Here is a 14,896-nt window from a genome sequence, read left to right as displayed (position 1 = left end):
TCCCCACTCCCCCGCCCCCACGACCCCCGTACCGCCCCGGCACCACCCACCCGCCCGGCCGGCTCCCCGGCCGGGCGGGCGGGTGTGCGGGCGGGTATGCGGCGTCCCCCGGCGTGACGTTCCGTCGGTGGACACCGCACACCACGTGCGCATGGATACCCTTGTCGCGTGACCGACGCCCAAGAGACCTCCATAAGCAACGCAGCTCGGCCTCCCGCACGGGAGGAAGGTCCGGCGCCGGTCCCCTTGCTGGAACCGCGTGAGGGCATCCCGCCCGTGACCGCCGCGCCCGAGGCGCTCGCCGAGGTCGTGGAGGCCTTCGCCGCGGGGCGCGGCCCCGTGGCCGTCGACGCCGAACGGGCGTCCGGATACCGCTACGGGCAGAGCGCCTATCTCGTCCAGCTGCGCCGCGCGGGCGCGGGGACCGCACTGGTCGACCCGGTCGGCTGCCCTGATCTGACCGCCCTCGGCGAGGCGATCGCGGACGCCGAGTGGGTGCTGCACGCCGCCACCCAGGATCTGCCCTGCCTGCGCGAGACGGGCATGCGCCCCGCGCGGCTGTTCGACACCGAGCTGGCCGGACGGCTCGCGGGCTTCGCCCGCGTCGGCCTCGGCGCGATGGTCGAGAACGTCCTGGGCTACTCCCTGGAGAAGGGCCACTCCGCCGTGGACTGGTCCACCCGCCCGCTGCCCGAGCCCTGGCTGCGGTACGCGGCGCTGGACGTGGAGCTGCTGGTCGACCTGCGCGACGCCCTGGAGGAGGAGCTGGAGCGCCAGGGCAAGCTGGAGTGGGCGCGCCAGGAGTTCGCCGCCATAGCGGCGGCCCCGCCGGCCGCCCCCCGCAAGGACCCCTGGCGCCGCACCTCGGGCATGCACAAGGTGCGCAGGCGGCGGCAGATGGCGGCCGTGCGGGAACTGTGGACGGCCCGCGACCAGGTGGCGCGGCGCCGCGACGTCTCGCCGGGCAAGGTGCTCACCGACGCGGCCATCGTGGAGGCCGCGCTGGCGATGCCCGCCACCGTGCAGGCGCTGGCCGCGCTGCCGGGGTACGGGCACCGGATGGGGCGCAGGCAGCTCGAGCAGTGGCTGGCCGCGGTCCAGCGCGCCCTCGCCCTGCCCGATGCGGAACTGCCGCAGTCGGCCCTGACGCCGGCCGGGCCGCCGCCCCCGCGCGCCTGGGCCGACAAGGACCCGGCCGCCGCGGCCCGGCTCGCCGCGGCGCGGGCGGCGGTGACGGCGCGCGCGGAGGAGCTGAACCTGCCCCAGGAGAACCTGCTCGCCCCCGACACGGTGCGGCGGCTGTGCTGGGAGCCCCCGGGCGAGGCGTCCGAGTCCGCGGTCGCGCGGGCGCTGAGCGACCTCGGCGCCCGGCGGTGGCAGGTCGAGCAGACGGCGCCGCTGCTGACGGCCGCCCTGTCGGCCGTCCCGTCCGACGTCTGACGGGGGCCGTCCGAAACACGCCACCGGCCCTTCGGTCCCCCCTTCCCCGCCGCGGGCAGGGGGGCCGGGCTTTCGCTCACACGCGGTTCCCCCATAGGGTGATCGCGCATTGACAACCCAGGGGGGATGAGCATGTCCTATCCGAACTACCCGAACCAGCCGTACCAGCCGCAGCCGCAGCCGAACCCGTCGAACACGCTCAGCATCATCGGCATCGTGCTCGGCTGCGTCGCCTTCCTCTTCTGCCCGCCGCTCTTCGGCATCGCGGGGATCATCTGCGGCGCGATCGCCACCTCCAAGGGCGAGCGGCTGGGCAAGACCGCCCTCGGGGTCTCCATCGCGGGCCTGGTCGTCGGCATGATCCTCGGCTTCGTCGTCTTCCAGGGGATGCAGGGCATCTGACGTCCCCCGGCCGCGTACGGCGGTCGAGGCCGGCCGCGCACCGCTTTCCGGGCCCGTTCCCTCACGGGGGCGGGCCCGATGCCCTGCCGCCGCGCGGAGCGGCCGGGGCACCCGGGAGTGTGACGTGCGACTCCCTCGGAAGGGGGCTTCCCTCCCGAGGGTTACCGGCAAGTAGCATAAGCTCCGGGAAGCGCGCCGTACGGCGTACCACCGCACCCCTGGAGGAGAGCCAACGTGCCTCGTACCGCTAGGGACGTCGTCTTCGTCGACGGCGTCCGGACCCCGTTCGGCAAGGCGGGCCCGAAGGGCATCTACCACGAGACGCGCGCCGACGACCTGGTCGTCAAGTGCATCCGTGAGCTGCTGCGCCGCAACCCGGACCTGCCCCCGGAGCGCATCGACGAGGTCGCCATCGCCGCGACGACCCAGATCGGCGACCAGGGCCTGACCCTGGGCCGCACCGCCGGCATCCTGGCCGGGCTGCCGACGACGGTGCCGGGCTACTCCATCGACCGCATGTGCGCCGGCGCCATGACCGCCGTGACGACGACCTCCGGGTCGATCGCCTTCGGCGCGTACGACGTCGTGGTCGCGGGCGGCGTCGAGCACATGGGCCGCCACCCGATGGGCGAGGGCGTGGACCCCAACCCGCGCCTCGTCTCCGAGAAGCTGGTCGACCAGTCCGCCATGTTCATGGGCATGACGGCGGAGAACCTCCACGACCGCTACCCGCACATCACCAAGCGGCGCGCCGACGAGTACGCCGTGCGCAGCCAGGAGAAGGCCGCCAAGGCGTACGCCGACGGCAGGATCCAGGCCGACCTGGTGCCGGTCTCCGTGCGCCGCTCCGACGAATCGGTCGGGGAGACGGGCTGGGGCCTGGCCACCGCCGACGAGCCGATGCGCCCGGGCACCACCCTGGAGCAGCTCGCGGGCCTGAAGACCCCCTTCCGCGCGCACGGCCGGGTCACCGCGGGCAACGCCGCCGGTCTCAACGACGGTGCCACCGCCTCCCTGCTCGCCGCCGAGGACGTGGCCCGCGAGCTGGGCCTGCCGGTCAAGATGCGCCTGGTCTCCTACGCCTTCGCCGGTGTGGAGCCGGAGGTCATGGGCGTCGGTCCGATCCCCTCCACCGAGAAGGCGCTGGCCAAGGCCGGTCTGTCGATCGGTGACATCGGCCTGTTCGAGATCAACGAGGCCTTCGCCGTCCAGGTGCTGGCCCTGCTGGACCACTACGGCATCGCCGACGACGACCCGCGCGTCAACCAGTACGGCGGCGCCATCGCGTTCGGCCACCCGCTGGCCTCCTCGGGTGTGCGTCTGATGACGCAGCTCGCGCGGCAGTTCGAGGAGCAGCCGCACGTCCGCTACGGCCTGACCACCATGTGCGTCGGCTTCGGCATGGGCGGCACCGTGATCTGGGAGAACCCCCACTGGGAGGGCAAGTGAGTAACACCGCCGAACTGCTGAAGGGCGCAGCCGAGCTCTTCCCCGACGAGGTCGTCACCACCGCCCACGTACGTCACCTCGACCTCCCCCAGGGTGCGGGCCGCTTCGCGCTCATCACCCTGGACAACGGTCTGGACCACACCAAGCCCACCACGCTCGGCCCGCAGTCGCTGGTCAACCTCGACAAGGCGATCGACCAGGTCGAGGCCGAGGCCGCCAGGGGCGAGATCGTCGGCGCCGGTGTGACCGGCAAGCCGTTCATCTTCGCCGTGGGCGCCGACCTCAAGGGCGTGGAGGTCATCAAGCGCCACGAGGACGCGCTGGCCATCGGCAAGGGCGGCCACGACGTCTTCAAGCGGCTGTCCTCCCTGGCCGTGCCGACCTTCGCCTACTACAACGGTGCCTCGATGGGCGGCGGTGTCGAGGTGGGTCTGCACTGCTCCTACCGGACCGTCTCGCGGGTCATCCCGGCCTTCTCCCTCCCCGAGGTCTTCCTCGGTCTGGTCCCCGGCTGGGGCGGCTGCACCCTGCTGCCGAACCTGATCGGCGCCGACCGCGCGGTCTCGGTGATCATCGAGAACTCGCTCAACCAGAACAAGCAGCTGAAGGGCGAGCAGGTCTTCGAGCTCGGCATCGCCGACGCGATCTTCGACGGCGCCGACTTCCTGGAGCAGTCCCTGATCTGGACCGCCTCGGTGCTCCGCGGCGAGCTCGAGGTCGAGCGCCCGGACGTCGACCGCGGCGAGGCCTGGGACCGGGCCGTCGCCCGCGGGCGCTCCGTCGCCGACTCCAAGGTGCACGGCGCGGCCCCGGCCGCCTACCGCGCGCTGGACATCATCGCGGCGGCCAAGAACGGCGACCTGCGGCAGGGCTTCGACGCCGAGGACCGCGCCCTGGCCGACCTGATCATGGGCGATGAGCTGCGCAGCGGCCTGTACGCCTTCAACCTGGTCAACAAGCGCGCCAAGCGCCCGGCCGGCGCCCCGGACAAGAAGCTGGCCCGCCCGGTCACCAAGGTCGGCGTCGTCGGCGCCGGTCTGATGGCCTCGCAGCTGGCGCTGCTGTTCGCCCGCCGCCTGGAGGTGCCGGTCGTGCTGACCGACATCGACCAGGAGCGCATCGACAAGGGCGTGGGCTACGTCCACGAGGAGATCGACAAGCTCCTGCTCAAGGGGCGTGTGGGCCAGGACAGGGCCAACCGCCTCAAGGCCCTGGTCACCGGCTCGCTGGACAAGGCCGCCGCCTTCGGCGACGCCGACTTCGTCATCGAGGCCGTCTTCGAGGAGATGGGCGTCAAGCAGCAGGTGTTCGCCGAGGTCGAGGCGGTCGTGCCCGAGCACGCCATCCTGGCCACCAACACCTCCTCGCTGTCGGTCACCGAGATGGCGGGCAAGCTCAGGCACCCCGAGCGGGTCGTGGGCTTCCACTTCTTCAACCCCGTCGCCGTGCTGCCGCTGCTGGAGATCGTCCGCGCCGAGCGGACCGACGACGCCTCGCTGGCGACGGCCTTCGCGGTCGCCAAGTCGCTGAAGAAGACGGCCGTGCTGGTCAAGGACGCCCCGGCGTTCGTCGTCAACCGCATCCTGACCCGCTTCCTGGGCGAGGTGCTGCGCTCCATCGACGAGGGCACCCCCGTCGAGGTCGCCGACCGGGCGCTGGCCCCCCTGGGCCTGCCCATGTCGCCGATCGTGCTGCTGGAGCTGGTCGGCCCGGCCGTCGCCCACCATGTGGCCGGCACGCTCAACGCCGCGTTCCCCGACCGCTTCGCCGTCTCGGAGAACCTGGGCCGCATCGTCAAGGCGGGCAAGCGCGGCCTCTACGTGTACGACTCCGGCAAGCCGGAGCTGGACCCGGAGGTCGCCGCCCTGTTCGAGACCGGCGACACGGTGCTGACCGAGGAGCAGGTCCGCGAGCGCGCGCTGAACGCGATCGCCGAGGAGATCCGCCTGATGCTCGACGAGGGCGTCGTCGCCGAGGCGCAGGACATCGACCTGTGCCTGATCACCGGCGCGGGCTGGCCCTTCCACCTGGGCGGCATCACGCCGTACCTGGACCGCGAGGGCGTCTCCGAGCGCGTTGACGGCAAGCGGTTCCTGGAGCCGGGCGTGGCGAGCGTCCCGAACTGACGCACCGGGGCGGCCCGCCGCCGCTTCCCGTCCACGGCGCCCGTCCGCACCCCGAGTGCGGGCGGGCGCCGTCGTGTGCGCGGGGCTTCGGGAAGCGGCGCCCGGGCAGTGGCCGTGGCACTCTTGGGCCATGCCCGGACACCTTCGCCCCCTGCTCGTCGTGGACGCCGCCAATGTCGTCGGCTCGGTGCCGGACGGCTGGTGGCGGGACCGGCGCGGCGCCGCCGAGCGGCTGCGGGACCGCCTCGCGGCGCGGGCCCTGGGCGGGGACGGCGATGACACGGGGAACGGTGAGGAGATCGTGCTCGTGGTGGAGGGCACCGCCCGCGGGGTGGCCTCCGTGTCCGGGGTGCGGGTGGTGGACGCGCCCGGCAGCGGGGACGACCGGATCGTGGAACTGGTGGCGGCCGAGGGCCGCGGCCGGCCCTGCACGGTGGTCACCGCCGACCGCGGGCTGCGCGAGCGGGTGGCGGCGCTGGGCGCCCGGGCGGCCGGGCCGCGCTCGGTGCGCTGACCCCGCTCCCCCGGCTCAGCGGGCGCCGGCCGCGCCCCTCTCCCCCCGGCCCTCGCGACCCCCGCGCTCCTCGGGCTCTTCGCGCTGCCCCTGCTCCCGCCTCTCCTCGCGCTCCGGCCGCAGCACGTACACCACCGCCCCGTCCACCCGCTCCGCGCGCTCGTAGTGCGCCGCGAGCAGATAGCGCAGCGTCGGCATCCGGGAGGGGGCGTACGGCTTGCCGCGCGAGTCGTCGACGATCACCTTCGGCAGGTCCTCGGACAGCTCGGCGCGGAAGGTGTGCCAGCCGCCCTCGACGCCGTACCGCTGGCCCACCCGGGGCCCGTCCCGGCCGCCGCTGAAGTTGGTGAGCAGGCCGGCGGTGAGATAGCGGCTGGCCGGGCGGCGGTCGGCCAGCCAGTAGCCCTCCGGGTGCATGCCCCACAGCAGCACCTTCTCCTGCGGTCCGGCGTGCCGCCGCGCCGTGTCGGCCACCTTCCGGGCGTGGTCCAGCTCCGCGCTGCCCGCGGCCGTGCTCCAGCCCAGGAACAGCGCGCACGACAGCACCGCGCACAGCGCGGCCCGGCGCGTCCACCCGTCGCCCAGCAGACGCAGGGCGCCCGCCCCCAGCAGGGCCAGCGGCGGCAGCAGCTGCAGGTAGTAGTGGCCGAAGAAGTGGAATCCGGAGACCACGGCGACCGCGGAGGCCGCCAGCCAGATCCACAGGTCCGCCGTCAGGACCCGCCGCCGCAGCGGCGGGCGCCGCCGCAGCGCCGCCGTCAGCGGTACCAGCAGGCCCGCGAAGCCCGCCGCCGCGATGGCGGTGTTGCCCAGGCCCCGGCCGAGCACGTGCAGCTCCGAACCGGTGAAGGAGGCGTACGCGCCCGAGCCGGTGACCGTCCAGAACAGGAAGCGGGACCAGCCGCAGGCCACGGCCACCACCGCCACCGGCAGTACGCAGCCCGCGCCCAGCCGGAGCAGCGCGGCCCGCCGCGGGTCGCCGGGCGGCGCCGCGCGCCACAGCAGGAACAGCACCGGCAGCAGGGTCGCGCCGCCCGTCTGCTTGACCAGGAAGGCGCCGGCGACCGCGAGGCCCGCGGCCGTCCAGTGCCGCCGGTCGGCGCACCAGACGGCCGCCGCGGTGAACGGCAGCATGAAGACCTCGAAGTTCGCCGCCTGGGCGTCCTCGGGGTTCAGGCCCACCGAGGCGAGGACGAACAGCACTCCGGCGGCCCATGCGGCCCGCTCGCCCCAGCGACGGCGGGCCAGGGAGGCCAGCAGCGCGGCGGTGGCCACCACCGCCGCCACCGCCGCGGCCTTGACCGGCCACAGCGAGGCGTCGCCGAAGACGGCGAAGGCCCCCTGGTACAGCCAGGGCACCAGGGGTGGTTTGCGGTCCACGACGGTGTCGTAGAGCGTCCCGCCGTCCGCGAGCATCCGTGCCTGGGTGGCGAGGAAGCCCTCGTCGGGGTTCCACAGCGGGCGCAGGAAGGAGGGGACGCGGGTGAGCGCGGCCAGCAGCACCAGCACGGGCAGCAGCCGGGGCCACAGCGGGCGCGGGCGGTCGGCGGGTGTGGGCGGCGGCCGGTGGGCGAGACCGCCGGACGGCCGGCCGGCGCCGGGCTCCCGCACCCGTGCGGCCTCGGCCGGTGCCGTGCGGGCGCTCGGCAGCCGGACGGACCGGGGTGGGTCGGAGGCGGTCGGCATGGGCTACAACCTATCCGTCCCCCGCCGCCGCCCCCCGCCGCCCCGGCGGGCACCGGTGCGGCGTGCCGGGGCGGCGGGGACGGGGCGCTGCGGGAACGCCTTCGGGGCGGGCTCGGGAACCGGGCTCGCCGGCCCGTCCGGAGTGCCGGACGGGCCGGTCGGGGGGAGGGTGCGCGGTCGGATCCGGGCGCGTCAGTCCCGGGAGGCCTCCGCGTGCTCGGCGCCCTCGGTGTCGCCGGTGCCGTAGCGGCCACCGAGCTTGGCGACCAGACCGGTGACCTGGCGGGCGATGTCCGGAGCGGTCAGGCCGATCTCGGCGAGCACCTCGCCGCGGGAGGCGTGGTCCAGGAACTTCGCGGGGATGCCGAAGTCGCGCAGCGGCACGTCCACACCCGCGTCGCGCAGCGCCTGCGCGATCGCCGAACCGACGCCGCCCGCCCGGCTGTTGTCCTCCACGGTGACGACGACGCGGTGGCGGTCCGCCAGCGGCGGCAGCGCCTCGTCGACCGGCTTGACCCAGCGCGGGTCCACCACGGTGGTGGAGATGCCCTGCTTCTCCAGCAGGCCGGCGACCTCCAGGCACATCGGGGCCAGCGCGCCGACCGAGACCAGCAGCACGTCCGGCCGCTCGCCCTCCTCCGTCCGCGGCTCGCGCAGCACGTCCATGCCGCCGATCGCGGAGACGGCGGGCACGGACGGGCCGACGGCGCCCTTGGAGAAGCGCACCACCGTCGGGGCGTCCTTCACCTCGACGGCCTCGCGCAGCTGGGCGCGCAACTGGTCGGCGTCGCGCGGGGCGGCGATCCGCAGTCCGGGGACGACCTGGAGGATCGACATGTCCCACATGCCGTTGTGGGAGGCGCCGTCGGTGCCGGTGACCCCGGCCCGGTCCAGGACGAACGTCACCCCGCACTTGTGCAGGGCGACGTCCATCAGCACCTGGTCGAAGGCGCGGTTGAGGAAGGTGGCGTAGACGGCGAAGACCGGGTGCAGTCCGCCGGTGGCCAGTCCGGCCGCCGAGACGGCGCCGTGCTGCTCGGCGATGCCCACGTCGTAGACGCGGTCGGGGAAGGTCTCGGCGAACTTCCGCAGGCCGACGGGCTGGAGCATCGCGGCGGTGATGGCCACGATGTCCGCGCGCTCGCGGCCGAGCTCGACCATCTCGTCGCCGAAGACCGAGGTCCAGTCGGCGCCGGAGGCGGCCACCGGCAGGCCGGTGTCGGGGTGGATGACGCCGACGGCGTGGAAGCGGTCGGCCTCGTGCTGGACGGCGGGCTGGTAGCCGCGGCCCTTCTCGGTCAGGCAGTGGACGATGACCGGGCCGCCGAAGCGCTTGGCGCGGGTCAGGGCGGACTCCAGGGCCGCTATGTCGTGGCCGTCGATGGGGCCGAGGTACTTCAGGCCCAGGTCCTCGAACATGCCCTGCGGGGCGATGACGTCCTTGATGCCCTTCTTGGCGCCGTGCAGGGTCTCGTACAGCGGCCTGCCGACGACCGGGGTGCGGTTGAGCAGGTCCTTGCTGCGGGCGAGGAAGCGCTCGTAGCCGTCGGTGGTGCGCAGGGTGGCCAGGTGGTCGGCCAGGCCGCCGATGGTGGGCGCGTAGGAGCGCTCGTTGTCGTTGACGACGATCACCAGGGGGCGGTCCTTGGCGGCGGCGATGTTGTTGAGCGCCTCCCAGGCCATGCCGCCGGTGAGCGCGCCGTCGCCGATGACCGCGGCCACGTGGTGGTCGGCGCGGCCCAGCACCTGGTTGGCCTTGGCCAGTCCGTCGGCCCAGCCCAGCACGGTGGAGGCGTGGGAGTTCTCGATGACGTCGTGCTCGGACTCGGCCCGCGAGGGGTAGCCGGAGATGCCGCCTCTGGCCCGCAGCCTGGAGAAGTCCTGCCGCCCGGTGAGCAGCTTGTGGACGTAGCTCTGGTGTCCGGTGTCGAAGAGGACCTTGTCCCTGGGCGACTCGAAGACCCGGTGCAGGGCGATGGTCAGCTCGACCACGCCCAGGTTGGGCCCGAGGTGGCCGCCGGTCTTGGAGACCGCCTCGACGAGGAAGGTCCGGATCTCCCGGGCGAGCTGGTCGAGCTCTTCGGGGCTGAGCCGGTCGAGATCGCGCGGTCCCGTGATGCGGGTCAGCAGAGCCACCCGTGCCTCCTTGCTGGTCGAGCCGTACGGGCTTGTGCCGATCCGACGAGTCTAATGTTCCCCTCGCCCGACCGTGCGGCGGCCACCGCGTTGCGGCCGTCCGGGTGTGTCGCGGCGTGTCGCGGTGTGTCGCGGGACGGCCGGGCGGCCCTTGCGGGAAGGCCGCGCACACGCCCGGTGCCGGGCCCCTCACGCCGAGGGGCCCGGCACCGGGCGGAGCGGGAGGACGGGCGGGCGGGTGGTCAGCTCCGGCCCGCCGAGCGCTGGGTGCGCCGGGAGACCGAGTCGATGACGACCGCGGCCAGCAGCACCGCGCCCGTGATCATGTACTGGATGGCGGCGGCGATGCCCAGCAGGGCCATGCCGTTGGCGATCGAACCGATCACCAGCATGCCCAGCAGCGCGGACCACACCGAGCCGCGCCCGCCGAAGAGGCTGGTGCCGCCGATGACGGCCGCGGCGATGGCCTCCATCAGCAGGTTGCCGCTGCCCGCGCCCTGGTTGGCGGCCAGGATGCGGGAGGCGATCATCAGTCCGCCGAAGGCGGCCATGGTGCCCGCGACGGAGAAGACCGAGATGCGCACCAGCTCGACGTTGATGCCGGCGCGGCGCGCCGCCTCGGTGTTGCCGCCGAGCGCGAAGACCTTGCGGCCGTAGGAGGTGCGCTTGAGGACGAAGTCCAGCGCCACCAGCACCACCAGGAAGATCAGCAGCGCCAGCGGCATGCCCCGGTACTGGTTGAGCATGTAGGCGGCGCCGAAGGCCAGCAGGGCCAGCACCGCGGTGCGCACGATGATCTCGCTGAGCGGGCGGGCGGGGATGCCGGCCGCGGCGCGGCGCCGGGCGCCGGCGAACTGGACGGCGAAGAAGACGCCGACCGCGACCGCCGCGGTGCCGTAGGCGACGGCGATGTCGGTGAAGTAGTGGTTGGACAGGGTGCCGACCAGGCCGTCGCGGTCCAGGTTGATGGTGCCGTCGGTGCCGAGCACCTTCAGCATCAGGCCGTTCCAGGCCAGCAGGCCCGCCAGGGTGACGACGAAGGCGGGGACGCCGATCTTCGCGAAGAAGTAGCCGTGGAAGGCTCCGACCGCCGCGCCGGTGACCAGCGCCAGGACGACCGCCAGCCACTCGTTCATCCCGTTGTTGACGGCGAGCACGGCGAAGACGGCGGAGGCCAGGCCGCTGACCGAGCCGACCGACAGGTCGATCTCGCCCAGCAGCAGCACGAAGACGATGCCGACCGAGATCAGGCCGGTGCCGACGATGTAGACCGACAGGTTGGAGAGGTTCTCGGCGGACAGGAAGGCCGAGTCCTGGAACTGGAAGATCGCCCAGATGAGGATCAGGCCGACGACGACGGGGACGGAGCCCAGTTCGCCGGTGCGCATCTTCCGTACGAAGTCGGTCCAGTAGCCCGCCAGACCCTCCTCGCGCACGAGCAGCCGGGGGTCGACGGCGGGCGCGGCGCCCTGGGCGGGGGCGGCGTTCTTGGAAAGCTTGGTCTCACTCACGGTCGGCTCCCCGCGGTACGCGCCTTGCGGCGGGTCACGGCGTTCTCCGTGGCGCCGGTGATGGCGGAGATGATCTCTTCCTGGGATGTGCTCGCGACGTCGAAGACGCCGTTGTTGCGGCCGAGCCGGAGCACCGCCACCTTGTCGGCGACCGCCTTGACGTCCGCCATGTTGTGGCTGATGAGGATGACGGCCAGGCCGCGTTCGCGCAGCCTCTCGACCAGGTCGAGGACCTGGGCGGTCTGCTCGACGCCGAGGGCCGCGGTGGGCTCGTCGAGGATGACGAGTTTCGGCTCGCCCAGCATCGAGCGGGCGATCGCGACGACCTGCCGCTGGCCGCCGGAGAGGGAGGCGACGGGGATGCGGACGCTGGGGATGCGGATCGACAGGGTGTCGAGCAGTTCCCGGGCGCGGCGCTCCATCTCGATCTCGTCGAGGACGCCGGAGCGCAGGATCTCGCGCCCGAGGAACAGGTTGCCGACCACGTCGAGGTTGTCGCAGAGCGCGAGGTCCTGGTAGACGGTCGCGATGCCCAGGTCCTGGGCGTCGTGCGGCCGGTTGACCTCGACGGCTCTGCCCTGCCACTCGAAGACGCCCTCGTCGGCGGGGCCGACGCCGGCGATCGTCTTCACGAGCGTGGACTTTCCGGCGCCGTTGTCGCCCACCAGGGCGACCACCTCGCCGGCGTGGACCTCCAGCTCGACGTCGGTGAGCGCCTGAACGGCACCGAAGCGCTTGGAGATTCCGCGCAACGCCAGTACAGGCGTAGCGGACACGTGAACCAACTCCTAGAACAGGACAGGACGGGGGGCGGGACCGCCCGGTGCCCGCGCCCGACGGGGTGGAGGGGGCGCGGGCACCGGTGGGCCGGCGAAGTGCCGGACCGTTACTTCAGGCCGGCCTTCTCGCACGCCTTGGCGTACTTGGCCGTGCAGATCTCCTCCACCGTGTAGAGGCCGTCCTTGACGACGGTGTCCTTGAGGTTGTCGACGGTCACCGCGATCGGCTCGATCAGGGTCGAGGGCACGTCCTTGGTGGTCGCGCTGTCGACGGTGGTCTCGGTCTCCGGCTTCTCGCCGCGGGCCAGGGCGACGGCCATCTCGGCGGCGGCGTAGGCCTCGGGCTGGAAGGGCTTGTAGACCGTCATGAACTGGTCGCCGGAGATGATGCGCTGAACGCCCGCCAGTTCGGCGTCCTGGCCGGTGACCGGGGGCAGCGGGTCGACGCCGGCGCTCTTGAGGGCGGTGATGATGCCGCCGGCCATGCCGTCGTTGGCGGAGTAGACGCCGACGATGTTCTCCTTGCCCAGGGAGGCGATGGCACCGCTCATGTTCTTGTTGGCCTCTTCGGGCTTCCAGCCGGTGGTGTCGTAGGACTTACCCACCTTGACCTTGCCGTCCAGGACGGACTTGGCGCCCTTCTTGAACATGGCCGCGTTGGGGTCGGTCGGCGACCCGTTCATCATGACGATCTGGCCGTCCCCGGCCTTGTCGCCGAGCTCCTCCAGCAGCGCGGTGCCCTGGACCTTGCCGACCTGCTCGTTGTCGAAGGAGGTGTAGGCGGAGATCGGGCCCTCGGCGAGGCGGTCGTAGGCGACGACCGGGATGCCGGCCTGGTCGGCCTTGTTGACCGATCCGGCGATGGACTTGGCGTCCACCGCGTCCAGGATGATCGCGTCCACCTTCTTGGTGATCATCGAGTTCATCTGCTGCTGCTGCGTCGACGCGTCCTCCTTGGCGTTGACGTAGCTGATCTCGCAGTCGGAGCAGAGCTCCTTGATCCTCTTCTCTATGAGGGGCTTGTCGAAGTTCTCGTAACGGGCCGTCTGGTCCTCCGGCAGCAGCAGGCCGATGGCCAGCGGGCCGTCCTTCTTCTCGTCGTCGCCGCCGGAGCCGTTGCCTCCGGCTTCCTTGGCGCTCCCGCACGCGGCGAGCGAGACGGCCATGGCGGTTGCGGCCACGGCCACGGCGGCACGGCGCAGTTGCGTGTTCATACAGAAACCTCCCTGACGAGGCCGCGTCACTGCGGCCGAGGTGGCAGGAAGTCAACTCGCAGTAACACCTGCCGTCAAGAAGTAAATTCTTAACGAGACAGCAACGATGCCATGCGTGAACAAGGTGAACACAGAGTGGCGGCGAGAGCGCTCTCGCCACCGTGGCACGGGTACGAAGGTACCTTTGGTCCCGTCCGTCCCGTCCTTCTCTTCGCTTGTTTTCCGCGCGCCCCGGCCCGGCGCCGGACCCGGAACCCGTCAGGCCCGGAACCCGTCAGGCCCCTGCGGAGGCGGCGACGGCCGGCACGCGCCCGGCGGCCCCGTCCGGCGAGCCGTTCAGCGAGCCGTCCAGCAGCGTGGAGTCGCCCATCTCGCTCAGCACCAGTGCCAGCGCGCCCAGCACCTCCGCTCGGCCGCCCAGGGCGCCGGGCACCACCGTCAGCCGCCGGGCCGCGCTGGGGATGGCGTACCGGGAGACCGAGTCGCGGATCGGGCCGAGCACCAGCTCACCGGCCTCGGCCAGGTCGCCGCCGAGCACGACCCGGCTGGGGTTGAGCAGATTGCACAGGTTGGCGACGCCGCTGCCCACATGGCGCCCGACGTCGGCCACCACCCGGCGGCAGCCCGGATCGCCGGAGCGGGCGAGCCTGACCATCTCGGGCATGGTCAGGTCGGGTCCGTGGCTGGAGTGCAGCAGCGGCAGGACGTAGCGGGCCGCGGTGAACGTCTCCAGGCAGCCGCGGTTGCCGCACCGGCACACCGGGCCGGACTCGTCCAGCGTGATGTGCCCGATCTCACCCGCGGTGCCGCCCGGACCGCGGTAGATCTGGCCGTCGATCACCAGGCCCGCGCCGACGCCGCTGGCGACCTTGATGTACGCCAGGTCCCGCGCGCCGCGCCCGCTGCCCCACACCAGCTCGCCCAGCGCGCCGAGGTTGGCGTCGTTGTCGACGTGGACCTCCACGCCGAGCCGGGAGGCCAGCTCCTCGCGCGGGTTGGTCCCGGCCCAGCCCGGCAGGATGGTGCTGGAGCCCAGCACGCCGGTCTCGACGTCGATCGGGCCGGGGACGCCCAGGCCCATCCCGATGACCTTCTCGCGGCGGAATCCGGTCACCTCGATCAGCCGCTCCACCAGCCGCTCGGCCCGGTCGAAGCCCTGGGAGGCGGAGGCGTCCACGTCGATGGGCTCGGACTCCTCGGCGAGCACCTGGTGGGCCAGGTTGCCGACGGCCACGCGCAGGTGGGAGTGGCCGAAGTCGACGCCGACGACGATCCCGGCGTCCCCCGACAGCGAGACGCTGCGGGCCCGGCGCCCTCCGGCGGAGGTCGGGGTGACCTCGACCGTGCCGTTGTCCTTCAGCTCCCGGACGATGTTGGAGACCGTCGCGGCCGACAGCCCGGTGGTCCGGGCGATCTCCGCCTGGGTGAGCGAGCCCGCGATGCGCACGGCTCGGACCACCCGCTCCAGATTGGCCCGGTGCAGAGAGGACTGCGACCCCGGAGTCTCCACGACTCATCCACTCCCGCCTCGACGGGCGGCTCGACGGCCCGCCCGTGGGCCGCACCACGCCGACGCGGTGCGGCTTGTCTCCAACACGTGAACCATAAGGACAGCCTGAAGCGTTCTCTCCCGTCAAGA

Annotated in this window: 11 protein-coding genes; 5 read left to right on the top strand and 6 right to left on the bottom strand. The window is 72.9% G+C overall.

Annotated elements, in window-relative coordinates; genetic code table 11:
* The first annotated feature begins 168 nt into the window (after nt 1-168).
* The 5 genes from BM237_RS15990 (at nt 169) to BM237_RS15970 (ending at nt 5,931) form a co-directional block, all read left to right on the top strand.
* The gene (locus BM237_RS15990) at nt 169-1,440 is read left to right on the top strand and encodes a ribonuclease D (protein WP_093850338.1); all 1,272 of its coding nucleotides are present in this window, start codon (nt 169-171) and stop codon (nt 1,438-1,440) included.
* A gap of 132 nt (nt 1,441-1,572) precedes the next feature.
* The gene (locus tag BM237_RS15985) at nt 1,573-1,842 is read left to right on the top strand and encodes a hypothetical protein (RefSeq protein ID WP_093850337.1); all 270 of its coding nucleotides are present in this window, start codon (nt 1,573-1,575) and stop codon (nt 1,840-1,842) included.
* A 234-nt stretch (nt 1,843-2,076) separates the two neighbouring features.
* Nucleotides 2,077-3,291, top strand: coding sequence for a thiolase family protein (locus tag BM237_RS15980; RefSeq protein ID WP_093850336.1), 1,215 nt, complete (start codon nt 2,077-2,079; stop codon nt 3,289-3,291).
* Nucleotides 3,288-5,417 (top strand): 3-hydroxyacyl-CoA dehydrogenase NAD-binding domain-containing protein, encoded by a 2,130-nt coding sequence (locus tag BM237_RS15975; RefSeq protein ID WP_093850335.1) that lies wholly within the window; start codon nt 3,288-3,290, stop codon nt 5,415-5,417. Before BM237_RS15980 ends, BM237_RS15975 begins: the two co-directional genes overlap by 4 nt.
* A 130-nt stretch (nt 5,418-5,547) precedes the next feature.
* Nucleotides 5,548-5,931: a PIN domain-containing protein gene (locus BM237_RS15970; RefSeq protein WP_093850334.1), complete on the top strand. Its 384-nt coding sequence runs from the start codon at nt 5,548-5,550 to the stop codon at nt 5,929-5,931.
* A 15-nt stretch (nt 5,932-5,946) separates the two neighbouring features.
* On the opposite strand, the gene BM237_RS15965 is transcribed toward BM237_RS15970, so the two are convergent.
* The 6 genes from BM237_RS15965 to BM237_RS15940 all read right to left on the bottom strand — a co-directional run bounded on the left by BM237_RS15965 (nt 5,947) and on the right by BM237_RS15940 (nt 14,767).
* Nucleotides 5,947-7,617 (bottom strand): ArnT family glycosyltransferase, encoded by a 1,671-nt coding sequence (locus tag BM237_RS15965; protein WP_093850333.1) that lies wholly within the window; start codon nt 7,615-7,617, stop codon nt 5,947-5,949.
* 192 nt (nt 7,618-7,809) lie between these two features.
* Nucleotides 7,810-9,753 (bottom strand): 1-deoxy-D-xylulose-5-phosphate synthase, encoded by a 1,944-nt coding sequence (gene dxs / locus BM237_RS15960; RefSeq protein WP_093850332.1) that lies wholly within the window; start codon nt 9,751-9,753, stop codon nt 7,810-7,812.
* Between the two features lie 242 nt (nt 9,754-9,995).
* On the bottom strand, nt 9,996-11,264 hold the full coding sequence (locus BM237_RS15955; protein WP_245793656.1) for a sugar ABC transporter permease: 1,269 nt from the start codon (nt 11,262-11,264) through the stop codon (nt 9,996-9,998).
* Nucleotides 11,261-12,049: an ATP-binding cassette domain-containing protein gene (locus BM237_RS15950; protein WP_165869611.1), complete on the bottom strand. Its 789-nt coding sequence runs from the start codon at nt 12,047-12,049 to the stop codon at nt 11,261-11,263. The genes BM237_RS15955 and BM237_RS15950 overlap by 4 nt, the downstream gene beginning before the upstream one ends.
* Before the next feature lie 101 nt (nt 12,050-12,150).
* Complete coding sequence (locus BM237_RS15945) at nt 12,151-13,257, bottom strand: ABC transporter substrate-binding protein (protein ID WP_093850330.1); 1,107 nt, start codon at nt 13,255-13,257, stop codon at nt 12,151-12,153.
* Between the two features lie 274 nt (nt 13,258-13,531).
* Entirely contained in the window at nt 13,532-14,767 is a 1,236-nt protein-coding gene (locus tag BM237_RS15940) for an ROK family transcriptional regulator (RefSeq protein ID WP_093850329.1), read from the bottom strand.
* Nucleotides 14,768-14,896 lie beyond the last annotated feature (129 nt).

Origin of the sequence: Streptomyces mangrovi, assembly GCF_900114215.1 — a bacterium.
In the GTDB taxonomy this organism is placed as follows: domain Bacteria; phylum Actinomycetota; class Actinomycetes; order Streptomycetales; family Streptomycetaceae; genus Streptomyces; species Streptomyces barkulensis.
This window is presented reverse-complemented; position numbering and strand designations above follow the sequence as displayed.